The 24,076-nt window shown below is 39.4% G+C and carries 21 protein-coding genes and 1 pseudogene; 18 read left to right on the top strand and 4 right to left on the bottom strand.

Annotated elements, in window-relative coordinates:
• Window positions 1–88: 88 nt before the first annotated feature.
• The 12 genes and pseudogenes from Q0093_RS08730 to asnB all read left to right on the top strand — a co-directional run bounded on the left by Q0093_RS08730 (window position 89) and on the right by asnB (window position 14,276).
• Window positions 89–928, top strand: coding sequence for an ATPase (locus tag Q0093_RS08730; RefSeq protein ID WP_294178679.1), 840 nt, complete (start codon window positions 89–91; stop codon window positions 926–928).
• Window positions 929–934: 6 nt separating this feature from the next.
• Window positions 935–1,753: an N-acetylmuramic acid 6-phosphate etherase gene (murQ, locus tag Q0093_RS08725; protein WP_297929743.1), complete on the top strand. Its 819-nt coding sequence runs from the start codon at window positions 935–937 to the stop codon at window positions 1,751–1,753.
• An 8-nt stretch (window positions 1,754–1,761) separates the two neighbouring features.
• Complete coding sequence (locus Q0093_RS08720) at window positions 1,762–3,231, top strand: glycosyltransferase family A protein (RefSeq protein WP_294178683.1); 1,470 nt, start codon at window positions 1,762–1,764, stop codon at window positions 3,229–3,231.
• The gene (locus Q0093_RS08715) at window positions 3,228–4,184 is read left to right on the top strand and encodes a DUF4922 domain-containing protein (RefSeq protein WP_294178685.1); all 957 of its coding nucleotides are present in this window, start codon (window positions 3,228–3,230) and stop codon (window positions 4,182–4,184) included. The genes Q0093_RS08720 and Q0093_RS08715 overlap by 4 nt, the downstream gene beginning before the upstream one ends.
• An 8-nt stretch (window positions 4,185–4,192) precedes the next feature.
• Window positions 4,193–4,726 (top strand): annotated as a pseudogene (locus tag Q0093_RS14875) (MFS transporter); the annotation flags it as partial.
• A gap of 1,413 nt (window positions 4,727–6,139) precedes the next feature.
• On the top strand, window positions 6,140–7,426 hold the full coding sequence (gene murF, locus Q0093_RS08705) for a UDP-N-acetylmuramoyl-tripeptide--D-alanyl-D-alanine ligase (protein ID WP_297929738.1): 1,287 nt from the start codon (window positions 6,140–6,142) through the stop codon (window positions 7,424–7,426).
• The gene (locus Q0093_RS08700) at window positions 7,423–8,064 is read left to right on the top strand and encodes an HAD family hydrolase (RefSeq protein ID WP_297929736.1); all 642 of its coding nucleotides are present in this window, start codon (window positions 7,423–7,425) and stop codon (window positions 8,062–8,064) included. Before murF ends, Q0093_RS08700 begins: the two co-directional genes overlap by 4 nt.
• 7 nt (window positions 8,065–8,071) lie before the next feature.
• Window positions 8,072–9,247 (top strand): Xaa-Pro peptidase family protein, encoded by a 1,176-nt coding sequence (locus Q0093_RS08695; RefSeq protein ID WP_294178692.1) that lies wholly within the window; start codon window positions 8,072–8,074, stop codon window positions 9,245–9,247.
• A 314-nt stretch (window positions 9,248–9,561) separates the two neighbouring features.
• Window positions 9,562–10,875, top strand: coding sequence for a pyridoxal phosphate-dependent aminotransferase (locus tag Q0093_RS08690; protein ID WP_297929734.1), 1,314 nt, complete (start codon window positions 9,562–9,564; stop codon window positions 10,873–10,875).
• Between the two features lie 425 nt (window positions 10,876–11,300).
• Window positions 11,301–11,546: an acyl carrier protein gene (locus Q0093_RS08685; protein WP_297929732.1), complete on the top strand. Its 246-nt coding sequence runs from the start codon at window positions 11,301–11,303 to the stop codon at window positions 11,544–11,546.
• A gap of 180 nt (window positions 11,547–11,726) precedes the next feature.
• Window positions 11,727–12,407: a glycosyltransferase family 2 protein gene (locus tag Q0093_RS08680; protein ID WP_297929730.1), complete on the top strand. Its 681-nt coding sequence runs from the start codon at window positions 11,727–11,729 to the stop codon at window positions 12,405–12,407.
• A gap of 171 nt (window positions 12,408–12,578) precedes the next feature.
• Window positions 12,579–14,276, top strand: a complete 1,698-nt coding sequence (gene asnB, locus Q0093_RS08675; RefSeq protein WP_297929728.1) for an asparagine synthase (glutamine-hydrolyzing) — start codon at window positions 12,579–12,581, stop codon at window positions 14,274–14,276.
• Between the two features lie 65 nt (window positions 14,277–14,341).
• Here the strand turns inward: asnB and Q0093_RS08670 are convergent, their stop codons facing one another.
• Window positions 14,342–15,301, bottom strand: a complete 960-nt coding sequence (locus Q0093_RS08670; RefSeq protein ID WP_297929726.1) for a DUF3089 domain-containing protein — start codon at window positions 15,299–15,301, stop codon at window positions 14,342–14,344.
• 427 nt (window positions 15,302–15,728) lie between these two features.
• Here Q0093_RS08670 and rfbC point away from each other — a divergent pair, with 427 nt between their 5' ends.
• Window positions 15,729–16,277 (top strand): dTDP-4-dehydrorhamnose 3,5-epimerase, encoded by a 549-nt coding sequence (gene rfbC / locus Q0093_RS08665; protein ID WP_297929724.1) that lies wholly within the window; start codon window positions 15,729–15,731, stop codon window positions 16,275–16,277.
• A gap of 81 nt (window positions 16,278–16,358) precedes the next feature.
• Here the strand turns inward: rfbC and Q0093_RS08660 are convergent, their stop codons facing one another.
• Window positions 16,359–17,318 (bottom strand): ROK family protein, encoded by a 960-nt coding sequence (locus tag Q0093_RS08660; protein ID WP_297929793.1) that lies wholly within the window; start codon window positions 17,316–17,318, stop codon window positions 16,359–16,361.
• A gap of 301 nt (window positions 17,319–17,619) precedes the next feature.
• On the opposite strand from Q0093_RS08660, the gene Q0093_RS08655 reads away from it, so the two are divergent.
• Window positions 17,620–18,477 (top strand): enoyl-ACP reductase, encoded by an 858-nt coding sequence (locus Q0093_RS08655; RefSeq protein ID WP_009318687.1) that lies wholly within the window; start codon window positions 17,620–17,622, stop codon window positions 18,475–18,477.
• 77 nt (window positions 18,478–18,554) lie between these two features.
• Here the strand turns inward: Q0093_RS08655 and Q0093_RS08650 are convergent, their stop codons facing one another.
• Complete coding sequence (locus Q0093_RS08650) at window positions 18,555–20,927, bottom strand: TonB-dependent receptor (RefSeq protein WP_297929722.1); 2,373 nt, start codon at window positions 20,925–20,927, stop codon at window positions 18,555–18,557.
• 210 nt (window positions 20,928–21,137) lie between these two features.
• On the opposite strand from Q0093_RS08650, the gene Q0093_RS08645 reads away from it, so the two are divergent.
• The 4 genes from Q0093_RS08645 (at window position 21,138) to Q0093_RS08630 (ending at window position 23,323) form a co-directional block, all read left to right on the top strand.
• Window positions 21,138–21,689 (top strand): sigma-70 family RNA polymerase sigma factor, encoded by a 552-nt coding sequence (locus Q0093_RS08645; protein ID WP_294178709.1) that lies wholly within the window; start codon window positions 21,138–21,140, stop codon window positions 21,687–21,689.
• A 39-nt stretch (window positions 21,690–21,728) separates the two neighbouring features.
• Window positions 21,729–22,079, top strand: coding sequence for a hypothetical protein (locus Q0093_RS08640; RefSeq protein WP_294178711.1), 351 nt, complete (start codon window positions 21,729–21,731; stop codon window positions 22,077–22,079).
• Between the two features lie 30 nt (window positions 22,080–22,109).
• Window positions 22,110–22,562: a hypothetical protein gene (locus Q0093_RS08635; protein ID WP_297929720.1), complete on the top strand. Its 453-nt coding sequence runs from the start codon at window positions 22,110–22,112 to the stop codon at window positions 22,560–22,562.
• 281 nt (window positions 22,563–22,843) lie between these two features.
• A complete protein-coding gene (locus Q0093_RS08630) occupies window positions 22,844–23,323 on the top strand; it encodes an SPOR domain-containing protein (protein WP_294178714.1) in 480 nt (159 codons plus the stop codon).
• A 572-nt stretch (window positions 23,324–23,895) separates the two neighbouring features.
• Here Q0093_RS08630 and Q0093_RS08625 read toward each other — a convergent pair.
• A partial coding sequence (locus tag Q0093_RS08625; protein ID WP_297929717.1) for a hypothetical protein occupies window positions 23,896–24,076 on the bottom strand: 181 nt, incomplete at its 5' end.

Raw genomic sequence — 24,076 nt, 5'->3', positions numbered from 1 at the left:
GGGATATTTCAATATTTTTTTAGAGACGACTTTCATCCGATTCCCGAAAAAATTGATACATTGCAACAATTTCCAGAAAATTGAAAAAATGATACTGATAGCAGATAGCGGTTCTACCAAAACCGATTGGTGTTTGGCAGACGAGACTCAAACGATCGCATTTAAGACAGCGGGAATAAATCCTTTTTTCCAAACGGATGACGAGATCAGGAAAATATTGTCGAGAGAGGTACTCGAACGACTTCCTGTTACCGATATAACCGAAGTTCACTTTTACGGAGCTGGATGTGCTACTCCGGTCCAATGTCAGATGATTTCGGGATTATTACGATATGTGATCGGTTGTGACCAAGTCGAAGTAAACAGCGATTTGTTAGGAGCTGCACGAGCGTTATGCGGACATGAACCGGGCATTGCCTGTATATTGGGGACAGGGTCGAATTCTTGTTATTATGACGGGAAAAATATAGTGCGGCATGTTTCGCCTCTCGGTTTTATCTTAGGAGATGAAGGAAGCGGAGCGGATTTGGGGCGGCGTTTGGTGGCGGATTGCCTGAAAGAGGAACTTTCCCAACCGTTAAGAGAACGTTTTTTTGCCCGTTTCCAACTTTCTCGGGAACAGATTCTGCAGGCTGTTTATAAAGAGCCGTTTCCGAACCGGTTTCTCGCTTCGCTTTCTCCGTTTGTTGCGGAAAATCTTGACGAACCTGAAATACGGCTATTGGCGGTCAATGCATTCACATCTTTTTTTCGTAGAAACGTTTTGTATTATCCTCAAGGAGAAACGGTGCACATGGTAGGTTCTGTGGCATATTATTACCGTTCGGTATTGTTAGAGGTGGCGCGATCTCTTTCTTTGACGGTCGGCAAAATTCTGTCTGTTCCTATTACGGAGCTTGTGAAATATCATTTGAATACAGCAAATTGAATTAAGATGAAATTTGAAAAAATAACCGAAATGCCCTCTTTACATGATCATTTGGAAGAGAAATCGGTACATGAATTACTTGTAGGAATCAACGAAGAGGATAAAAAAGTTGCCGTTGCGGTAGAAAAGGCAATACCTCAGATCGAAAAACTGATAGAATCGATTGTCCCGAAGATGAAACGGGGCGGTCGTATTTTTTATTTAGGGGCCGGTACAAGCGGACGGCTCGGCGTATTGGATGCTTCGGAGATTCCACCCACTTACGGCATGCCGAGTACTTATGTGATCGGACTCATAGCCGGAGGCGATACTGCATTGCGCAATCCGGTAGAAGCTGCAGAAGATAGTGCTGAGAAGGGATGGAAAGAGCTTTGCGACCGCAATGTCGGTCCCCTCGATACGGTAATCGGAATTGCAGCATCCGGTACGACGCCTTATGTGATCGGAGCGTTGCATCACTGTCGGAAAGCCGGAATTCTTACGGCTTCCATTTCTTGTAATCTGGGTTCTCCGGTCTCTCGGGAAGCTGATATTCCTATCGAGATCATCGTAGGACCGGAGTTCGTGACCGGAAGTACACGTATGAAATCGGGTACGGCGCAAAAGTTGGTTTTGAATATGATTTCTACCGCCACAATGATAAAAATGGGACGGGTGAAAGGCAACCGAATGGTGAATATGCAATTGACCAATCAAAAATTGGTAGACCGAGGGACACGCATGATTGTGGAAGAAACGGGCTTGGATTATGATACGGCAAAGGGGCTGCTGTTACTGCACGGATCGGTAAAGAAAGCTGTCGATGAATATATGAAACACCAATAATTATAATTATGGAATCTCCTGTAATATATTGTTTTCTTCCTTTTGATTCTGTCGAGCAAGTATCTTCGACTGTCGCTTCTCTCACAAAGAGCCGTTATCCGTTATCGATAATGTTTTTGTTATCAAAAGACCGGAATGATCCGGGTATCGAAGGGTGCAGGTCTTTGTTTGTCGATGATCTGTACTCTACGGAAACCATACGGCAAATTGCCGAAAATATTCCTGAAGACGGTTATACGATACTTTGTTCGGGATATAGTCCGGTATGTTTCGGGAGTTGTGCAATAGACCGTTTTGTTCGTATTGCGGAAGATACGGGATCGGGACTTTGTTATGCCGATTACTATAAAAACACTGCCGGAAAAGAAGAAAAACATCCGGTAATAGATTATCTGTCCGGTAGTATAAGGGATGATTTCGATTTCGGGACTATTCTGTTTTATCGGAATCGCTCTATTCGGGAGGCTGCCGGACAGATGAAAGAGATATACCGTTATGCGGGATGGTATGACTTGCGTTTACGGGTTTCCCGAAAAAATTTGCCTGTACATATCCCTGAATTTTTATATTCTCAAGACGAATATGATTTCCGTAAATCCGGAGAAAAGCAGTTTGACTATGTCGATCCGCGCAACCGTGCCGTACAGATAGAGATGGAACGAGCTTGTACCGATTATTTAAAAACGATCGGTGCGTGGCTTCCTGCACGAACGCGAACGTTCGATGCATCTGCAATGCAGTTTGACGTGGAGGCTTCGGTCGTTATTCCGGTATATAACCGGGCGAAAACGATTGGGGATGCTGTACGTTCGGCATTGGGACAGGAGACCGATTTCCCTTTCAATGTAATTGTAATAGATAATCATTCGACGGACGGAACAACGGACATTTTAAAAGATCTGAGTTCGGATGGAAAACTGATTCATCTTATCCCCGAAGAAGACAAACTCGGAATAGGCGGGTGTTGGAATGTCGGGATATTTGCATCTCAATGTGGAAAATATGCTGTACAGCTCGATAGCGACGATGTTTATAAAGACAAGCATACGCTGCAAAAAATTATAGACATGTTTCATCGTGAGCAGTGCGCCATGGTGGTAGGTAGCTACATTATGACCGATTTCGATATGCAGGTCATTCCGCCGGGTATTATCGACCATCGGGAGTGGACAGACGAAAATGGACATAATAACGCTTTACGCATTAACGGATTGGGAGCTCCACGTGCTTTTTGTATCGAGTTGCTCCGAAAGGTCACCGTACCGAATACCAGTTACGGCGAGGATTATGCTCTCGGACTGATGTTCTCACGGAATTATAAAATAGGACGCATCTATGAGCCGATATATCTTTGTCGTCGCTGGGAGGGCAATTCGGATGCCGCACTTGCCGTAGAAAGAATAAATGCGAATAATTCGTATAAAGACAAATTGCGTAGTTTCGAAATAGAGGCGCGGAAAAAAATGAATGAAAAATGAGTAAATTTGAGATCGATTCGGACTGTGCAGATCGTCTCATCCGAGAGCAACGCTCTATGTGGGCGTTACTCGATAAGAATTGTCAGGCATTGGAAAGGGTGGAAACTCGGATGGTATTTGTGGAGGGAGTTCCCGTTACATTGCAGTTTAATCCGGAACGAATACGTTCGGCAGCGGCAGTTGTCGACCGGCAATCTATCCAAAAACGGAAATGTTTTCTTTGTAAGGAAAACAGACCGGCGGAGCAAGTCGGGATTATCGTTGCCGGAAAGTATGTCATGCTTGCCAATCCGTATCCTATTTTCCCTAAACATCTGACTTTCCCGTCTGTCATACATACACCGCAGACAATTCGAGGACGACTGAACGATATGCTGGATTTAGCCCGGGCTATCGACCGTTATATCGTCTTTTACAATGGTCCTCGTTGCGGGGCTTCTGCTCCCGATCACATGCATTTTCAGGCAGGTAACAAAGGGTTTGTTCCGTTGGAGTATCTTTGGAACGATATTTATCGTGAACAGGGAAAGACAATATATCGAGACGGAGATATTCTGTTAGGCAGACTCGAACGATGGCCTCAAAGCGTGTTTTTTATAGAATCGGGACAAATGAATGGAATTGTCGAAGCCTTTGATTTGCTCTTGCGATTATTGCCTGTTCTCAATGGAGATACAGAACCGATGATGAATATATTGTGTGTTTATGAAGTTCCGGTGTGGAGGTTATGGATATTACCTCGCCGTGCACATCGTCCGACTCAATATTATGAAGAAGGAAATAAACAGCGGTTGGTCAGTCCGGGAGCTATTGATTTGAGCGGGGTCGTTCCGTTACCTCGTAAGTCCGATTTCGAACGATTTACAAAAGAAGAGATTATAAATATATTTGGACAAGTCTCTTTAACCTTTGAAGAAACGAACCGAATATGCAAGGAATGGCGTAAAATATAAAAGCCGATATGTCACTGAGAAAAATAAATAGACGGTCACCGTGGTACTGGATTCCGACACTTTATTTTGCAGAAGGAATACCTTATGTCGCTGTAATGACTATTGCCGTAATTCTTTATAAGCGCATGGGAATCTCCAATACAGAGATCGCATTATACACCAGCTGGTTGTACTTGCCATGGGTGTTGAAACCATTGTGGAGTCCTTTTGTCGATATTTTGAAAACCCGACGTTGGTGGATCATAGTGATGCAATTGCTGGTCGGTGCCGGACTTGCCGGAGTTGCATTTACGATTCCCGCTTCGTTCTTTTTGCAAGCCACGCTTGCGTTTTTTTGGTTGTTGGCATTCAGCTCGGCTACTCATGATATTGCTGCCGACGGATTTTATATGATTGCACTCACACCCCATGAGCAATCTCTTTATGTCGGCATTCGCAGCACTTTTTACCGCATTGCCATGATTACGGGACAAGGTCTGTTGATTATTCTTGCCGGGTGGCTTGAAATCGTTTCGGGATATTCTCCTGTGGAATTTACAGTGATGAATTCACCTGTTTCGGGAAATGAACGATTCATTACGAGTCAGAAAGATTTTATCCTTTCATCTTCGACCCTTTATATAGCTCCCGGTACAATATCGGCAGACAGTGTACAGAATGTAGTATCGAGAGTAAATAATTATAATCGTGAACAAGGCTTCGTTTCTGCAGAAGGGGGCACGATGTCGCCTAATAAGGATAAGAGCCTTTTAACAGAATCTTGGTGGGAGAATTGTGTTTCACGTCCTTTAGGAAATTTTATACGGAAACATTTCGGTGACGAAGGGAATGCAAAAACGGAAAATTCCGTCATGTCGGGAAATGTCGGAATTATTTCCGTTAAATCGGCGAGAATACCTGAACCGGATAGAGAAATCGTGTTGAACACTCATTTGTGGCGGGGAGATAACAGTTTTCAATTAATTGCAGGAGAAAGGCTGGTTTTTACTCATATAAATGGAGATAAGCCTGCTTATATGGTTATACGGGCAGATGCAATGCTTACCGGAAAAAGTGAGGCTTCGTTCAGGGGATTGTCGGGAAATATCCCGTTTGCATGGTCGATTACCTTTTTTATATTGGCCGGGATATTTCTGCTTTTGTCAGGATATCATAAGTGGGTGCTTCCTTGTCCGACAGGAGACAGACAAGGAAATTTTCGTACGGTACAGGAAGTGTTCCGTGAGTTTTGGAAGACTTTTGTCTCGTTCTTTCGAAAAAAAGGAATCGGGGTCGGTATTCTTTTTATGTTGACTTACCGGTTGGCGGAATCGCAATTGTTGAAGCTTGCTTCTCCTTTTATGCTTGATGCCCGGGATGCCGGAGGATTGGGATTGACAACCGGAGAAGTCGGAATGGTTTACGGAACTGTGGGAGTTATTGCTTTGACTATCGGTGGAATATTGGGTGGAATAGTCGCTTCTCGAAAGGGTTTGCATTTCTGGTTGTGGCCGATGGCTTTGGCTATTTCTCTGCCTAATTTGGTCTATGTCTATTTATCTTATGTGCAACCGGAGAGCCTGTTGTGGATAAATATTGCAGTTGCTGTCGAGCAGTTGGGATATGGATTCGGTTTCACGGCTTATATGTTGTACATGATTTATATTTCGGGAGGAGAACACAAGACTGCTCATTATGCGATCTGTACGGCATTTATGGCTCTCGGGATGATGATTCCCGGAATGGCGGCCGGGTGGATCGAAGAGCTTGTCGGGTATAACCGATTTTTTATATGGGTGATGATTTGTACATTACCGGGATTTGCCGTATTGCCGTTCTTGAAGATAGACCGGACATTCGGGATTAATAAGAAGGCAGAAGAAAAAAGTTGAGACAGAGAGTATAAAGCTTGGCGGACAAGAATTCTATTTTGAAAAAATAGTGTAATTTCGCCGATATAAAAAATTGATATAAAGGTGACGATAGAAGAATTATATTCGATATTTAAAGAACATCGTACGATTACGACAGATAGCCGTAAATGTATCTGTGATTCTATTTTTTTTGCATTAAAGGGTGAGAATTTCGATGGAAATGAGTTTGCTTTACGTGCTTTGTCCGAAGGGTGCGCTTATGCTGTTGTAGATGATCCCGAAGTGGCTACAGACGAACGTATTATTTTGGTGAATAATGTTTTGCAGACTTTACAGGCTTTAGCGAGGTTTCATCGTCGGGTGTTGAATATTCCGGTAATTGCTATTACCGGAACTAACGGTAAGACGACGACTAAGGAGTTGACTGCAGCTTGTTTATCTCAGAAATATAATGTTTTGGCAACGGAAGGAAATTTGAATAACCATATCGGAGTGCCTCTTACTTTATTAAGGCTGACGAAAGCTCATGAAATAGCGGTTATCGAAATGGGTGCAAATCATCCCGGAGAAATTAGAGCATTAGCGAACATTGCCGAACCGAATTTCGGAATCATTACGAATGTAGGGAAAGCTCATTTGCAGGGTTTCGGCTCTTTTGAAGGGGTGATTAGAACAAAATGTGAATTGTATGATTATATTCGTCAACGTGGCGGGCACGTATTTCTACACCATGAGAATATTTTTCTACAGCCGAGAAGCGAAGGTCTTGAGAAAAGTGAATACGGAGAGACTCCGGGATTATTTATTTCCGGAAAATTAACAAACTGTTCGCCATATTTATCATTTGACTTTATAAGGCAGGGGGGGAGTCTGATTAGTGTCAATACACATCTTATAGGAAATTATAATTTGCCGAATGCGCTGGCAGCCTCTGCTATCGCAGCCTATTTTGAAGTCCCTGCTATGGCGATTAAAAAAGCTTTAGAAGAATATGAACCTCAGAACAGGCGTTCACAATTGTTGAAGACGGGAAACAATACATTGATTTTAGATGCTTATAATGCTAATCCTACAAGTATGAATGCTGCATTGGATAATTTTGTTGCAATGGATGTTCCCCATAAAGCGGTTATTCTCGGGGATATGGGAGAACTCGGCATCGACAGTGAAGCTGAACATCGGAAAATTGTCGATAAATTGAAGAATGCCGGATTTGACAAAGTTATTCTTTCCGGCATGGAATTTGTTAAAGTAGCCGAGGGACTGGAGTGTTATCCTACGACAGAAGCCTTAGCGGATTCTCTGAAATCTGATCCGTTAAAAGGGTTTACTATCTTGGTAAAAGGTTCTCGATTTATGCAACTTGAAAAATGTATTGATCTGTTATGATAATGACAAAACCGGATGCACTTGTATTGGATATGGATGGTACCCTTTGGGATGCCGTAGATACTTATACATTGTGTTGGAATAAGGCTTTTGAGGAAATAGGCGATTCTACCGTACTGAAGAGAGAAGAGTTATTAAAACTGATGGGGATTCCTATCGATGAAATTATGCGGGTAATTACTCCCGGAATGACTTCTGAAGATCGCGAAAAGTTTGTAACCCGCGTTCATGAAATAGAGGCCCGGGAGTTACCTGTACGGGGAGGTAAATTATTCGATGGGGTAAAGGCCGGAATTGAAAAGTTGTCAAGGATATACCGGCTTTTTTTATTGAGCAATTGTGAGAAAGGAGAATTGCAGATTTTTGCTAAATTTGCAGAAATAGAAAAGTGGATATCTAGTTCTATTTCATTTGGGGATACCCATTTGCAAAAAGGAGAAAATATGCAGTTGCTTCAACAACGGTTTCAATTAAAGAGTCCCGTGTATATAGGTGATACTGAAGGTGACGGAGTACAAGCACGTTTGGCCGGTTGGCCTTTTGTTTTTGTTCGGTACGGCTTTGGAGCGACCGATCGATTTGATCTGGCATTTGATTCGTTTTCTGAATTGACCGATTATTTTATGAATTTATCGTAAAGAATATATGTACGCAAAAAATTTTACAACCGAGATCGAATTACGGAAAAGTAAAATACAATCCGTAATATGCAGGAGTGGGGCAGATGCTTTTCTTGTGAGTGATAATGCAAATCTGTTTTATACGTCGGGAAGAGTATTTTCAGGATATACATACATTCCGGCGGAAGGTGAGATGATTTATTTTGTTCGCCGTCCGGTGGGATTGTCGAGAGAAAATGTCGTTTATATTCGCAAGCCGGAACAAATTCCGGATGAATTAAGACGCTTGGGCATTGCTCTACCGAAAATTCTGTTGCTTGAAAATGACTCGTTGACTTATAATGAGTCGATACGGCTGAGGAATATTTTTTCTGAAGCAAAAATTGAAAACGGAACTCCTTTGATACGAGGGGTGCGGACTATTAAAACTCCTTATGAAATAGGTTTGATTCGGGAATCTGCAGCGCATCATTCATCTATGTATCGCAAAGCTCCATCTGTCTATAAGCAGGGGATGTCGGATGTAGAATATTCGATAGAACTCGAAAGATTAGCTCGATTACATGGATCTTTAGGGCTGGTACGTATTTTCGGAAAAAGTATGGAAATATATATGGGAAGTGTTCTTGCAGGGGAAAATGCAGATGAACCTTCACCCTACGATTTTGCACTTGGCGGAGCGGGGCTCGATCCTTCGCTTCCGATTAGCAGTAACGGTTCTATCATGAGACCGGGAAATACGGTTATGGTTGATATCGGAGGAAATTTCACCGGATATATGAGTGATATGTCCCGAGTATTTTCGTTGGGAGAAATTCCGGAGAAAGCCAGAGAAGCACACGATGTGTCGTTGGAAATACAGTCGGAAATCGAGAAGATGGCAAAACCGGGTGTTGCGGCGTCAGAGATATATGATCTGGCTTTTGAAATTGCAAAAAAAGCAGGATTTGAGGCTAATTTTATGGGACATCGTCAAAAAGCCGGTTTTATAGGTCACGGAGTCGGAATAGAATTAAATGAAGCTCCTGTGTTTGCTCCGCGTTCAAAAGATATTTTAGCTGAGGGAATGGTTTTTGCGTTGGAGCCTAAATTTGTCATACCTCAAGTCGGTGCTGTCGGCATAGAGAATACTTTTGTTGTTACAGCTTCCGGAATAGAAAAACTGACCCAATGTGAAGAGGAAATTTTGCCATTAGATTAATATCCTGTTTAAATTTTGTTCGGATATTTTTTATTGGAAGATTTAAAGACAGGCTCTTAAAGATCAATGGTCTGTTATAGTAGAATCGGTCGGTAAGCATAAGTTGATCATTTATGTTTACCGACCGATTCTATGAATATGATTGTGCTTCTGAATTGTTATAATTCACTTCGAAAAGTAGTAAACCTTTCATTAAAAGAGAGAAAAAGAAAGTCTATTATTAAATAATTTATATATTTGTTCCTGCACTTTGATTTTTGTCCGATATAAGATAAAATTGTTTGATCTGAGAGAATATCGAAAAATATATAAATATGAAAAATACACCAATTGACTATGATATTGTAAATGAGACTATCGATGAGATGTGTATTCCGGATTTCGGAAAGGCGACTATTCGGGAGGTAGTAGCAATCGCATCGCGTCTTGAAGAAAAAACAGGCCAGGAATTTATTCATATGGAGATGGGAGTTCCGGGATTGCCTCCTGCTGCAGTCGGAGTAGAGGCGGAGATCGAGGCGTTACGTAACGGAGTCGCTTCTATTTATCCGGTTATAGATGGTTTACCCTGTCTGAAAAAAGAAGCTGCACGTTTTGTAAAAGCATTTATCGATATTGATGTCGACCCACAAGGATGCGTTCCGGTAGTAGGTTCTATGCAGGGTACATTCACTTCGTTTCTGGTATCGGGACAGTGTAATCCGGAGAAAGACACAATACTTTTTATAGATCCCGGTTTTCCTGTACAAAAACAGCAAATAGCAGTACTCGGATATAAATATGAAGCTTTCGATGTATATGATTTTCGAGGAGATAAGCTTCAAGAAAAGTTGGAAAGCTATTTGAAAAAAGGAAATATCGCCGCAGTTATTTATTCTAATCCGAATAATCCTTCATGGATATGTCTCAAAGAAGAGGAATTGCAGACGATTGGAAATTTGGCAAATAAATATGATGTAATTGTTTTGGAAGACCTTGCTTATTTTGCAATGGATTTTCGAAAAAATTTGGGAACGCCGTTTCTTCCGCCTTTCCAACCTTCTGTTGCTCGTTATACCGATAATTATTTATTGTTAATATCTGGATCTAAGGCGTTTAGTTATGCCGGACAGCGGATAGGTGTGGTCGTGATTTCCGATAAATTGTATCATCGTGTGTATCCCGGATTGACCGATCGTTATGGTGGAGGGACATTCGGATCGGTATTTATTCATCGGGCTTTGTATGCAATCTCTTCGGGGGTGAGCCATTCGGCACAATATGCTATGGCTGCGATGATGAAGGCCGCTTCAGATCGAAATTTTACATTTCTGGAAGAAGTGAAGGAATATGGGCGTAGGGCAAAGCGGTTAAAGGAAATTTTTCTGCGGCACGGTTTTCATCTGGTATATGATACCGACTTAGGAGAACCTTTGGCTGATGGTTTTTATTTTACGATCGGTTATCCCGGAATGACCGGAGGAGAATTGATGAAGGAGTTGATCTATTATGGTGTAAGTTCTATTTCTCTTATTACGACGGGAAGTCGTCAGGAAGGAATCCGGGCTTGTACTTCTTTTATCAAGGATAACCAATATGATTTGTTGGACGAACGTTTGTCTTTATTTGCTCGTAATCATAGGGTATAAAAATTTTTAGAGGTTGTCTTAGAAACTGTCTCAATTTTATTCGGGTCAGGTTTGAGAGTTTCAATTGAGGATGATAACGATTTATCCAATGAATGAAAATGGGAAAATAAATCGAAGGAAAACGCAAAGAATACCTGATAAATTTCTGCATCGGAAAATTTAAACAGACTCTTATTAATAGGCAATGTTTAGGTACAGAAAATAGAAAGAATATTTATGAGTCTACAAGAGCAATTCATCGAACTGGAAATCGGATGGTGATAAATTATTTTTCATAAAAAAGACGAGTATTTTCGAAAATACTCGTCTTTTTTATGAAAAGAACTTAGACAGATTTTTAGGCAGCTTTTTAAATCAATGGCTTTTTTTGAATTAATCTTTTTTACCTGAACAAAAAAGCTTGTCAACCCGTTTGTTAATAATATATGGGAGGTTATTTTATGGATAAAAAACGTTTTATAAATCATGTTTCTACTTTATTCTTTCGTACTTCATCGGAGGAAATAAGACCGGGAACTCGATTTAAACAATTACAGGAATGGAATATTTTGTTGGCAGTGTCTTTTGTAGAAATGGTAAAAGAAGAATATCAGGTAGAGTTGAATAAAAAAGACTTTTTACATAATGATACGATAGAAGACTTATATCGTTGTGTGTGTAGCAGACAATAAAGAGCTGTTGAGAATTTTATTCTAAATAAAATGATATTCACCACATTTCGAATCATTTAAAATGAAGGAATAGTTGATTATTTCAAGTTTAAAAGGGTGTAAAAAGATTCGGAAGTCGTTTTTGTTGGACGGAACAGACAGTCAAAATTGTTTTCATAAAAATTAAATAGGCTCTAAATAATGAAAAAAGAAGTAAGTTTAGTATTTCGAGGGTTGACATTGCACTCGCCTTTAATATCGGTAGTTTTGGTTACCCGGCAGCACGCAGATACTTTACGGCTTCGACTGGATGGCATATTGAGTCAGTGTACTACTTTTGATACGGAAGTCGTGATAGTAGATAGGGGATCAAGTGATGGAACAGGAGATATTTGTCAGGAATATAAGGCACTATATCCTGATAAGGTGCGGTTTTATACACGTGTTCCGGGGGATTTTCCTGAAAAGAGCCGAATTATACAGTTGAGAGGCGATTTTGGTATTATATGCCGGGATGAAGAGTTCTGGAGTGATATTTTCAAATTACAACGTCAAGGGACTTTTTTGATGACTCATCCTGAATATGATTTGTGTTTTCACAATGTACAGGGTAGTAATGCTGTGTACATGCGTTCCCGTGATTATTCTCCCGGTGAAATTACTTCAGGAAAATTGTTTAGGTATTATTCTCCTTTGTTTCGTTTGTCCGGGCGTCATTCTGCACATCATTTCTCATTGTATGAAAAAATTGGCGGAGATATTTTTACCCGATATTCATTTCGTGGGAAAATACGTTGTCTCGGTAATATTTATTCCGAAATGGTAGATAATACAATCCGGAAGACAAATTTACCTTTTCTTAAAAATAATTTTAGCCGGTAAGATGTGATATGAGCTTTGAACTATTTTCTAAAAAAAATGTTTTTTAGAACGTCTTCGACGAATATTTGTCGTAAAAGATCGGATGAAATTTAACTCCGGTCTTTATAGAAACAATCTTAAACGTTGTCAGATTGAGGTTCGATACGAGAATCGATAAAATAGAATAATAATATGTGCGGAATTGCAGGTGTAGTAGGAGAAGTTCCTAATATGAAGTCGTTACTAAAAAAGATGTCGCAAGTGCAGCTTCATCGAGGTCCGGATAATATGGGTTCATGGATATCTTGGGTAGTAGATTCTGAAATAGGAATGGTTCATAACCGGTTGGCGGTAAAACAGATAAAAGGCATTTCGGAACAGCCTTATATGGATGAGGATACCGGACTTATTCTGGTTTGCGATGGTAATATATATAATCATGTCGAACTGAGAAAAATACTGAGTCGTTATTATACATTTCATTCCGATACGGAGGAAGAGGTGATATTGAAGGCTTATCATCGTTGGGGGAGATTATGTCTCGATCGTTTTAACGGAATTTTTGCTATTGCTATATATGATCGGTCGGCAAAAACTCTTTTTATGGCACGAGATCGATTTGGAGTAAAACCTCTTTACTTTGCTTTGCAGAAAGGAAATTTATATTTTGCGTCCGAGATAAAAGCTTTATTTGCTGCCGGTATTCGCAAACAGATGTCATCTTGTCGCTGGGCCGGATATTTGGTTTATTCTACGTATGGAATGCCTTATGAAACATTTTGGGATGAAGTGTATCAGCTTCCGGCCGGATATTGTTTGTTTTTTAATTCTTCATCTTTAGATGTACGACAGTGGTATGAATTTGATAAGGCCGTACGTTCTGTGGAAATTCCGGATTCGGAGACAGAAGCTGCAGAACATTTTTTATCATTAGCCGAAGAGAGTGTCCGTTATAATTTAGATGCGGCTGTTCCGGTCGGGTTCAATCTGTCTGGAGGAATTGATTCATCATTTTTGTTAGGACTTATACATCGGTTATTTCCTCATGATCCGTTTAAAGTATATTCTTATTATGGCGGAGATAAATTTTCAGATGAAATTTTATGGACAGAAGAAATGCTTTCACATACAGAGTATCATTTAGAACAGGTACAACTTACTCCTGATATAGTGGTGAAAGAAGCTGTAAAAATAGCCCGTGTACAAGATGAACCTTATGACGGATTTTCATCATTGGCTTATGCTCGTTTATTTCGGACTGCTCATCGTCAGGGGACTACTGTCTTGTGTGACGGACTTGGACTTGATGAGGTTTGGGCAAGTTATCCGAGAAAAGGAGATATAGACCAATCTGCAATTTGTTCTTGTTTGAAATCTGATTTTAAAGAATTGGCGCATTTACCTGAATATCCGCATCCTTTTCGGGACGAAGAAGATAATTTGAGATATAGAGATTTGTTTTATGAACGTATTCCTCACATCCTTCGTTTTAATGACCGGGTGAGTATGATGCATTCTACTGAACTTCGGAAGCCGTTTTTAGATCATCGTTTGATTGAGTATGCTTTTGCTTTACCGCATTATATGAAAGAACGTTCTTGTCAGGATAAGTGGATGATTCGTCAGATTGCGTCTCGGTTACTCCCGAAGAATGTGCGTTTAGCACCGAAGGGAAAAGCCGGACGTTCTTCGCGGTTATGGTTATCGAACGAATTGCAAAATTGGGTAGGAGAATCTATTGACGGTCTGAGAGAAAGTGTCGCATCTGACTGGATTGACGGGGAACAACTAAACCAACAATGGAACAGTTTTTTGGAAAAAGGAACAACTGTTCCTCAACATTTATGGAAGTGGATCAATTTGCATATTATGTTGAATAAAGTCGTTTAATACAAACTTTAGATTACAAAGTTCCTCATATAATGTCTGATTGTATCTGGTATTTTCTGTTTGGTTTATGGATATAATTTTCGATAGGCCTTTATACGTTGTTGGATGTTTTTAGCAAGGCATTCGCTGTAAAGCCATGGTTCTGCGCCATGAAAGTCTCCGGTGTTGATGATTCCGAGAATAGGAGTATATTCGCTGCCGCTGTAACCGGAGAGGACAAGAACATTGTGTTTAGGAGATAAGGTGACGGTAATAGTATCGTGAAGAGTTGCCGGAGTAGCATCGGTTTTCCAGTTGACCGGATTTATGCACATGGCGGACGGAACACTTATTATAGACTTTATATATTTTATGTCAGAAACTGAGTTATAACAGATTGTGACACCGAGATCGAGTGAATCTTTTGCAGCTCGAAGGTTCTTACATTCTATCGTGTCTTGAGGAGTGACTTTGTAGCCGAGAACATAGGCGGCAATCATCCGTTTCTTGACATCATCGGGCATTGTTTTTATGAGTTCGACAACCGATTTTCCTCCCTGACTGAACCCGGCTAAGATGAACGGGCGATTATTATTCTTTGTGTTGATGAAATATTGAAATGCTTTTTGGACATCGTTGAATGAAATCGTATGATAACGCCGATTGATAGTGTCTTCGTTGCATGTAGCCCAAGAGTTAAGGGTAATGTGTCGGTAATATGGGGCATAAAAATTATTTTTTTGTCCCATATATTGGGCTATTTTGGAAATTTCGATAGTCATATCGTCTCGATGATCTTTATTATCGACTGCATCGGCATAGTGGCATATTTGTCCGTCATTGGTATACCAGTCAAATTCCCATGTTGAAACTATATAGAATATATCAGCACCGGAATCGTCCGTATCATTGAGGTTCATGTACCACATCTTGCTGTCTGTATAATCCGGTTCAGAAGGGATATAAGCATTTTCGATATCGGAATGACGAGAGTTGCAGGCACTCCATATCACCATTAATAAAATTGTATATATGATTTTATACATAAAGACTCTTTTATACACAGTTTATATTACATCAGATTATGTTTGTCCTATAAAATAGAAGTTCTTGAAAGATTTATTTTATTTTGAAGATACATAAATAATTGTTGACAAAGGTATTATAATTTTTTTATAAGAACAAAGAGTTGATATTTTGATTATTGTTGCATACTTTCCCATAAACATTTTCTCTTTTTCACTTCGGCTTTTTATATAGTTTTGCTTTTATCGCTATCTTTGTGACTAAGACAGGTCTGAATTTTACATGGATCAGGCTTGGGAATTTCTTTTGAGGATATTGGGAAGTTTTTGTGAGGATAATAGCCGGATAAATGAAAACGGGAGAACAGTTCGGAAGATAGCACAAAAATGACCTGACAGGATTTCTTCATTGGAAAATTTAAACGGGTTCTAAGAAAGGAGAAAATTTATGCAATTTACGGAGCAAGAGATACAGGGAGTATTTGTGATCGAGCCTCAAAAATTCGGAGATGCTCGGGGGTATTTTATGGAAACTTATCGGAAAGAAATATTTGATCGTTATGTCGGAGAGATAAATTTCGTACAAGATAATCAATCTCATTCTACGTATGGAGTGTTGAGGGGATTACACTATCAAAAAGGTAACTATTCGCAAGCAAAACTGGTAAGAGTTTTGAGTGGTCGGGTACTTGATGTCGCAGTCGATTTGCGAAAATCCTCTCCTACGTTCGGAAAATACGTAATGGTAGAACTGTCGGAAGAAAATAATAAACAACTGTTTATCCCCCGTGGATTTGCTCACGGTTTTTTGGTATTGAGCGATACTGCAACGTTTGCCTATAAAGTCGATAATGTATATGCGCCCGATCAGGAAGCGACATTAATGTATGATGATCCTTCAGTCGGTATAAAATGGCCGTTGGCAACTGAGAAATTATTGCTTTCTGCTAAAGACTTGAACGGAAAATGTTTGGCTGATGCCGACTGCTTTGAATAGAACAGAGGCTTGTTCGTTTTATGAGAATAAAAAACAGGATGTAAATGCTACATCCTGTTTTTTATTCTGGAAACGTCATTATCATTTAGCTTCCCAGCCTAAAGCGCTTGCTCCTAATACGGCTGCGTCACTTTCTTTCAATTCGGAGAACATGACTTTTACTTTACCTTTGTAGATATTCAAAGTATTACGGTCCATAGCTTCTTTGATCGGTTTCAGAATGAGATCGCCGGCTTTAGCCAAACCTCCGAACAATATGATTGCTTTCGGACTTGAGAATGCAATGAAGTTAGCAAAAGCTTCTCCTAATATTTTGCCTGTGTAATCGAAGATTTCCAAAGCCAGTTTGTCTCCGGTAATAGCAGCGTCATACACGTCTTTGGAGGTAATGTCCTGAATAGGAATTTGTCGCAAGCTGCTTGGTTCGTTGCGGACTTCGAGAAATTCTCTTGCTGTGCGCGCAACACCGGTAGCTGAGGTATAAGCTTCAAGACAGCCCGTACGGCCGCAACCACAGAGTCTTCCGTTGTTCGGACGGACGATTACGTGCCCTAATTCTCCGGCGAATCCGTCATGTCCATATACCAATTGTCCGTTAATAACGATACCGCTACCTACGCCTGTGCCTAAAGTAATCATGATAAAATCTTTCAAACCTCGGGCTGCTCCGTAAGTCATTTCTCCGATAGCTGCCGCATTAGCGTCATTTGTCAAAGAAACCGGAATACCGAAACGATCTGTCAACATTTGGGCTAGGGGAATAACTCCTCTCCAAGGCAGGTTCGGAGCAAATTCGATTGTTCCGTTAAAATAGTTACCGTTCGGAGCACCGACTCCGATTCCCATGATCTTGTCCGTTGCATTGTTTTGTTCCAACAAACGGAGAAGCTCAGTATGAAGTTCGTTAACGTAATCTTCTACCTCATTAAATTTATTTGTTTTAATAGAACCGCTAGCAATAATGGTTCCGCGGGCATCTACGATGCCGAATACGGTGTTGGTTCCACCAATGTCAATACCGACTACATAGGGTTTACTCATGGTCATATTGTGTGTTAAATGTTATATGATTATTCCACAAAGGTAATCGAAACTTTTTATTTTCCTTTTTTTACCGATAAAAATGCGTCAAAAAAGAGTGAAATTTTCTTTATCCTTTGTTGATGTTTCAAAAAAATGATAATCTGATTATAATTATAAAATGATTAAATTGCTATGCAGAGATAGCAATTTTGAGGTTAAAGATTGACAGATCAAAAAAATATAGTATCTTTGCTCCCCGAAAATGGCACAAAAACAGGTAAAATGTGCATTTTCGAAATTCAATTAATGAGAACAAATTATGAGTAATAATTTATTGAAAGGAAAAAGAGGTATCATCTTTGGTGCTTTGAATGAAATGTCTATTGCATGGAAAGTTGCCGAAAGGGCTGTTGAAGAAGGTGCGGTTATTACGTTGACCAATACTCCGGTTGCAGTGCGTATGGGACAAGTTTCTGAATTAGGGGAGAAACTTAATGCCGAGATTATTCCGGCAGATGCTACCAATGTTGAAGATCTCGAAATGGTGTTTGCCAAATCGATGGAAATTTTAGGAGGGAAGATCGATTTTGTTTTACATTCGATCGGTATGTCGCCTAATGTTCGGAAAAAACGTCCTTATGATGATCTTGATTATGATCTTTTGAACAAAACTCTCGATATCTCGGCTATCTCGTTTCATAAAATGATACAGGTGGCTAAAAAGATGGATGCTATTGCAGAAAATGGTTCTATATTAGCATTGAGTTATGTTGCTGCGCAGCGTACGCTTTTCGGTTACAACGATATGGCTGATGCCAAAGCTTTGCTCGAATCGATAGCTCGTAGCTTTGGTTATATTTACGGACGTGAAAAAGGTGTGCGTATCAATACGATTTCTCAATCACCGACTATGACTACTGCCGGGAGCGGTGTGAAAGGGATGGAGTCTCTAATGGATTTTGCTAATCGCATGTCGCCTCTGGGTAATGCAAGTGCGGAAGAATGTGCCGATTATTGTATCGTGATGTTCTCGGATCTTACTCGTAAAGTGACTATGCAAAATTTGTATCATGACGGCGGATTCTCCAGTATGGGAATGAGCTTACGTGCGATGACACAATACAATAAAAGTTTTGATGAATATAGGAATGAGAACGGAGATATTTGTTATGGATAACCCGTAACTCTTTAAAGCGATAACAAAAAAGGAAAAGTGAACGGAACTTTTCCTTTTTTTGTTTATTATGGTGGAAACTAAAATCGTAATGTTATATCGAATCCAAAGGTAAGCGGACGCCCCAATTGCATAAATCCATTGTTCTCTTTCAGGTTTTCTGCATTCATTGTTTCGAAATAAAAAGCTTGATAGCGCTTATTCAAAAGGTTTTTTCCCCATATACTTAGATCGATATTATTTTTTTGGAATGTCAAATCTCCGTTTAATAATCCATAGAAATTTTGTGCTACATCATTAGATTCTGTCCAAAAAGTTTTTCCACGTCCTACATATTCGGCATTGATAAAAATGTAGTCAAGCCAGTTTTTCTTTATTTCTATTGTATAATTACCCGTAAGGGCTAAAGTATGTTTAGGAGCGAACGGAACGTAATTTCCTTTGTTACCGTCTTCATTTGAAATAAATGTCGCATGAGTATATCCGTAAGCTGCAGTAAGTTGAAGATTATTTACAGGTGACAGGCGGACGGAAACTTCAGAGCCTTTGCTGGCAGAATGTCCGGAGTTTTTTGTCGTACGTCCGAATCCATCTACGATAGAAATTTGTTGATTCCGACAGTTTATATAAAATACAGAAAAATCGATACCCAATCTTCTGTCCCATAAATCGGCACGGCCTCCGATCTCATAATTCCAGCTGTGTTCGGGTTTATAACGGATTGAATTATTGACATCGGTTTGATTATTAGTCAGATGACTTAAGTCGGGCAACATCGGTTTAAATTTCTGTGGAACTTTGTTGAGAATCTCTGTAATCATTTTACTTCGGAGTTGCTCCTGAATGATATTAGAGAACATTTGAAAGTTGTACCCTCCCGAGCGGTATCCTCGAGCGACGGAAGCATATATAAAATATCGGGAATTGAATTTATATTTTAATTCAAATTTCGGTAAAAGTTCCCATGTGTTCATTTCGTTCTTTCCGTCAATAGACAAAGGTACGGATACGGGAATCGAAATTGCTCTTCCTCCCATTGACGGGGGAAGAATAATATTGAAGTCCGACATGAACGGTTCATCGATAAATGTATGGTGGTTTATTTTTGTGTGTTCATAATCGAGTCTTAACCCGATTGTTCCGGAAAAGTTCTTTATAAACAGATTGTTGTATGTCATCTGTTTAAAAACGGCAAGTCCGAATGTCGGAGTTTTATATATTCCGTTTATATATAAGTCGGGACTTTGTACTTTTAGTCCTAATTGAACGGGAAGTCCGTTTATATTTTCAAATATCGAGTTTACATTGTCTTCGATCAAGTATTTTAATCCGTCTTCTTTGAAATTGACAGGTCCATCGGTTTGCAGATGAGAATAAAATCCGAAAACACCGGCAACCCATTGCAAATTTTTGTCGGTTGTCGATTTAAAAGTTATTTCCTGGGTAATGGCATTCTGTTTTTGTTTTTGTTGTAAGGTGAAAACAGATAAAGGAGTGAAATCCTGATCCATGTGCATATTATCTTTCAGAAATTGATATCCGGTAATCGAATTCATAATGTACCGATCGTGCACATATTGCAATAAAATGCTGTTGGTCGATAATTTCCGGTCATAGGAAGAGCGGTCGTTATAATTGATCGGATATCGAATATCGTTTTTTTTGTCGAACAGTTGGTAAGGATAACCATCCTGATCGTTATATTCAAAATCGGAAGTAAGATTTATTTTCAGACGGGGATTGATCTTTATATAGATTTGAGCTCGCCCTCCTGCAACCTCTGTCGATCCTGAATTTTTTCCCGTTGCGATATTTTTAAAATATCCATCGTTTTTCCGGTATTTTCCGCTGACGGAGAACGCTACATATTCATTTATTTTATGACTATGGGAGAGTGCCGTATTCCATGTATTATGGTTACCATATCCGGCTTTTATCTTCGTTCCTTGATAATCAAAAGGAGATTTCGTATATATATTGATTAATCCTGCCATAGTATTTCGTCCGTATAAAGTACCTTGCGGACCGCGCAAAATCTCTATTTTTTCAATATCCATGAAATCGAAATCGAACGAACTTTTGTCCAGATACGGAACATTATCGACATTTAATCCTACTGCCGGAGAATTGATTCGTGAACCGATTCCTCGTATATATATCGATGAAATCAGTTTAGAGCCGTAATCCGGAATATACAGATTAGGGGCTATTGACGAAAGACCTTTTAATGACATGATATGCTGTCGTTCCAGTTTTTTTTCTCCGATAATCGATATAGAACCGGGAAATTCAAAGAATCGAGTTTCTGATTTGGGAGATGAGATCACCTCTATTTCATTCAGATTCACGTTTTTGTAAATCGTACTATCCCGGTCGGATTGTTCTTTGTCTGTTCTGGCAAGAACCGGAAGTACCTCGGTTGCGATTAATAAAAGCAGTAGTAATTTTTTCATCCTTTTTACCTTATTTTTTGAACATACAAATTAAAGCCATAATGGTGGAGGAGACAATCACTATATGTAGTGATTTTTAAGAAATAAAAAATTGTCGGATTCTGTATTTTGTGTAATTTTACCGAATCGGAAAGATTTTTTGTTTTTCATCATATTTATAGTAGTTGAAATTGTTTATCCGCCTGTTTGCTAATTTGCCGATCATATATTATGCAACAATACAATGAAGACACCATCGTAGAGCAATTGCAAGATCCTCTCAAATGTAGAGAGGCATTTGCGCAGGTTGTCGCTCATTATAGTGAGCCGTTATATTGGCAGATCCGTAAAATGGTATTTTCTCATGACGATGCTGATGACCTATTGCAAAATACATTTCTTAAAGCATGGAACAGTATTGCCTATTTTCGAGCCGAGGCTCGTTTATCTACATGGTTGTATCGTATAGCGGTCAATGAGACGATTACGTTTTTAAATAAACAACGTCAACAGAATCATATTCCGTTAGAAGGTGAAGATTTATTCTTGCTTGATAAACTGGAAGCCGATGAATGGTTTGATGGAGATAAGTTGCAAAAGCGTCTGCAAGAAGCTGTATTAAGACTTCCTGAGAAACAGCGGCTTGTTTTTAATATGCGTTATTTTGATGATATGAAATACGAAGATATGTCTCATATTCTGGGTACATCGGTAGGCGCATTGAAAGCTTCATATCATCATGCGGTTCGTAAAGTCGAGGAATATTTAACATCAGATGATTAAACCTTATTGTCCGGTTATAGTCTAAAAGACAAAGATATTATGGAAAAAGATAAAGACATATTAAAGCAGGTGGGGCGTGATACGGGCATGAGAGTTCCCGACGGTTATTTTGAAAGCTTTACGTCTCGGATCGTGAGTCAGTTGGAATATTTTGAGGTTGCGGAAACCGAGAAGCCGACTGTATGGCAACGTGTCAGACCATGGTTGTATATGGCAGCGATGTTTGCCGGAATAGCTTTAATGGTGCGTTTGTTTGTTCCGGAAAAAAGATCTTCCTCTGTTGTGGCGGAAACGGAAGTTTCAATAACAAATGAGAATGTAGAAGACTATTTATTTTACAGCAATGTAGATGAATATTCGGTATATGAGTATTTGGCGTTAGGAGAATAAGAAATCTGATACTTATTGTATATAAAAGAGATGAAAAGAATAATTACTGCATTTTTATTTTTCGTTTTGATTTTGCCTGTATGCAAAGCGCAAGGCACTTCTCCGGAAGATCGTTATAAAAGTTTTCAAACTTATAAGAAAGAGTATCTGAAAAAGCAAATCGGTCTTACAGATAAAGAGGCTGCGCATTTTTTCCCGTTGTATGATGAAATGCAGTTGAAAAAATATCGGTTGAATCGCCAAGTGCGCAGCGAGGCGAGGCGTATTGCACATTCGAAAACTCCTGTTTCGGAAAAAGAATATGCAGCATCGGCAGAGGCTCTCTCTTTATTACCGCTTAAAGAAGCTCAGATAGAACGCGAGTATTTTATTCGTTTCAGGGGGATTCTCTCTCCAAGAAAACTTTTTTTGTATCGTCGTGCCGAGAATTCGTTTGCAAAAGCGATGTTACAGTACAGAGATAAAGAGCAGCAAAAAAAATAGCATCTTAAAACCTCTCTGAATTTTCCGATAAATATACTCTGATTTTTGAATCTGTTTTCCTATTTTTTACATCACGTAGCTCGTTATCTTCTTCGTCAGAATAGAAAAATACTTCAAAAATAATTTTCGAAAAATGTCCGTACAAAATTTATACAGACTCTAAAATGTACAGTTTTTTTATAAAGCTGTATATATCTCTGATTTATTTTGTACATTTGTCTTTCAATATAAGCCAAATCGTTCAAAGAAAAGGTATTAAGTAACATATAAATAAAAAAGATATGAAAAAAAACTGGGTGTTAGTTGTGGCCGTAGCTGTAGCCATAGGCTTTGTTTCTTGTAAAGCTAAAGAAAGTTCATATAAAGCGGCATACGAAAAAGCGCAGGAAAAGCCTGTTGCAGAGCAGACTTTGGCTCCGGAACCTGTCGTAACCAAGCCGGCCTCATCTTCAGATACAAGTTCTTCTCCGGTAAGGGTAAGTACAGAAAAAATAACAACGGTAAATGCCGGAGATGCTTCGAAACTGAAAATGTTCAATGTCGTTGTCGGAAGTTTTACTATCAAAACCAATGCTTCTAATTTGCAGGAGTCCTTAGTCGCAGACGGATATAATGCTTTTTTAGCTCAGAATGCAAAAGGTATGTATCGTGTTATAGTCGGCAGTTTCGATGACAGACCTTCTGCTACCGAGTTGCGTGAAAGCGTGAAAGCGAAGTATCCTGATCGTTTCTCGGATGCTTGGTTGCTGATTAACGAATAAAATAATAATATATATCATAAAAAAGCATTTCCGATTTCGGAAATGCTTTTTTATTTTTCGATTATATTCTTTTACTTAATCAAAGACAGGGAATTGTATGTATGTTTCAGCTTTTTGTTTTTCTTACTACTATGAATAAAAAATGAGGAATCGGAGAATTGGGTCAATCAGTTTTTGTTTTCGGGGTATCATCGATCAAAAAATATTGTTTATTTTCATCTGTGTATAACTTGCATGTCTCTGGATCTAACGGGTCATAAATCATTTTGTACTTTTTCCCGGGAATAAATTTATATTTATATGTTTTTTTGTTGTTTTGGTATAAATCTTTCCATCGACTTCATATCGGAATTCGACATATTCCTTTCCGAACCGAAGTATGGTTGCGGCGGTAATCACACCTCTTTCTTTGAGAGCTTTATGGTATCGATATGAGTGGCAAGTTGCTAAGATGAAAATAAATAAAGTAACGGATAACTTGGGGGCAGGTTCTATAAATAATTGTTTAAGCACCTTTTTTATGGGTTCGAATTTTTTTGATTTTTATTCATGTTGTATATATTAAGGCATGTTTACCATTCTTTGTTTTTGTAATTCGAGAAGTATGTTTTTTTGAACAGATCGTTTCCTCCTCCGATACCGAAAGAGAGTACACTTTCAGTTCCGTATTCATATACAGGACTGAATACGGCATTCTTAACCTTGGTCGCCGTAGCTTTTTCCACTTTGTTTCTTGGTGCGTGTCTGGCGGGA

Origin of the sequence: uncultured Coprobacter sp. (genome assembly GCF_947855755.1) — a bacterium.
Classification (GTDB): domain Bacteria; phylum Bacteroidota; class Bacteroidia; order Bacteroidales; family Coprobacteraceae; genus Coprobacter.
Note: the sequence above shows the minus strand (reverse complement) of the source record. Positions and strands in the feature narration are given on the sequence as shown.

Bases quoted from the DNA above. Each gene is read 5' to 3' on its own strand.
- Q0093_RS08730 (WP_294178679.1), top strand. From the start codon at position 89: ATGATACTGATAGCAGATAGCGGTTCTACCAAAACCGATTGGTGTTTG.
- murQ (WP_297929743.1), top strand. From the start codon at position 935: ATGAAATTTGAAAAAATAACCGAAATGCCCTCTTTACATGATCATTTG.
- Q0093_RS08720 (WP_294178683.1), top strand. From the start codon at position 1,762: ATGGAATCTCCTGTAATATATTGTTTTCTTCCTTTTGATTCTGTCGAG.
- Q0093_RS08715 (WP_294178685.1), top strand. From the start codon at position 3,228: ATGAGTAAATTTGAGATCGATTCGGACTGTGCAGATCGTCTCATCCGA.
- Q0093_RS08700 (WP_297929736.1), top strand. From the start codon at position 7,423: ATGATAATGACAAAACCGGATGCACTTGTATTGGATATGGATGGTACC.
- Q0093_RS08695 (WP_294178692.1), top strand. From the start codon at position 8,072: ATGTACGCAAAAAATTTTACAACCGAGATCGAATTACGGAAAAGTAAA.
- Q0093_RS08690 (WP_297929734.1), top strand. From the start codon at position 9,562: ATGAAAAATACACCAATTGACTATGATATTGTAAATGAGACTATCGAT.
- Q0093_RS08685 (WP_297929732.1), top strand. From the start codon at position 11,301: ATGGGAGGTTATTTTATGGATAAAAAACGTTTTATAAATCATGTTTCT.
- Q0093_RS08680 (WP_297929730.1), top strand. From the start codon at position 11,727: ATGAAAAAAGAAGTAAGTTTAGTATTTCGAGGGTTGACATTGCACTCG.
- asnB (WP_297929728.1), top strand. From the start codon at position 12,579: ATGTGCGGAATTGCAGGTGTAGTAGGAGAAGTTCCTAATATGAAGTCG.
- Q0093_RS08670 (WP_297929726.1), bottom strand. From the start codon at position 15,301: ATGTATAAAATCATATATACAATTTTATTAATGGTGATATGGAGTGCC.
- rfbC (WP_297929724.1), top strand. From the start codon at position 15,729: ATGCAATTTACGGAGCAAGAGATACAGGGAGTATTTGTGATCGAGCCT.
- Q0093_RS08660 (WP_297929793.1), bottom strand. From the start codon at position 17,318: ATGAGTAAACCCTATGTAGTCGGTATTGACATTGGTGGAACCAACACC.
- Q0093_RS08655 (WP_009318687.1), top strand. From the start codon at position 17,620: ATGAGTAATAATTTATTGAAAGGAAAAAGAGGTATCATCTTTGGTGCT.
- Q0093_RS08650 (WP_297929722.1), bottom strand. From the start codon at position 20,927: ATGAAAAAATTACTACTGCTTTTATTAATCGCAACCGAGGTACTTCCG.
- Q0093_RS08645 (WP_294178709.1), top strand. From the start codon at position 21,138: ATGCAACAATACAATGAAGACACCATCGTAGAGCAATTGCAAGATCCT.
- Q0093_RS08640 (WP_294178711.1), top strand. From the start codon at position 21,729: ATGGAAAAAGATAAAGACATATTAAAGCAGGTGGGGCGTGATACGGGC.
- Q0093_RS08635 (WP_297929720.1), top strand. From the start codon at position 22,110: ATGAAAAGAATAATTACTGCATTTTTATTTTTCGTTTTGATTTTGCCT.
- Q0093_RS08630 (WP_294178714.1), top strand. From the start codon at position 22,844: ATGAAAAAAAACTGGGTGTTAGTTGTGGCCGTAGCTGTAGCCATAGGC.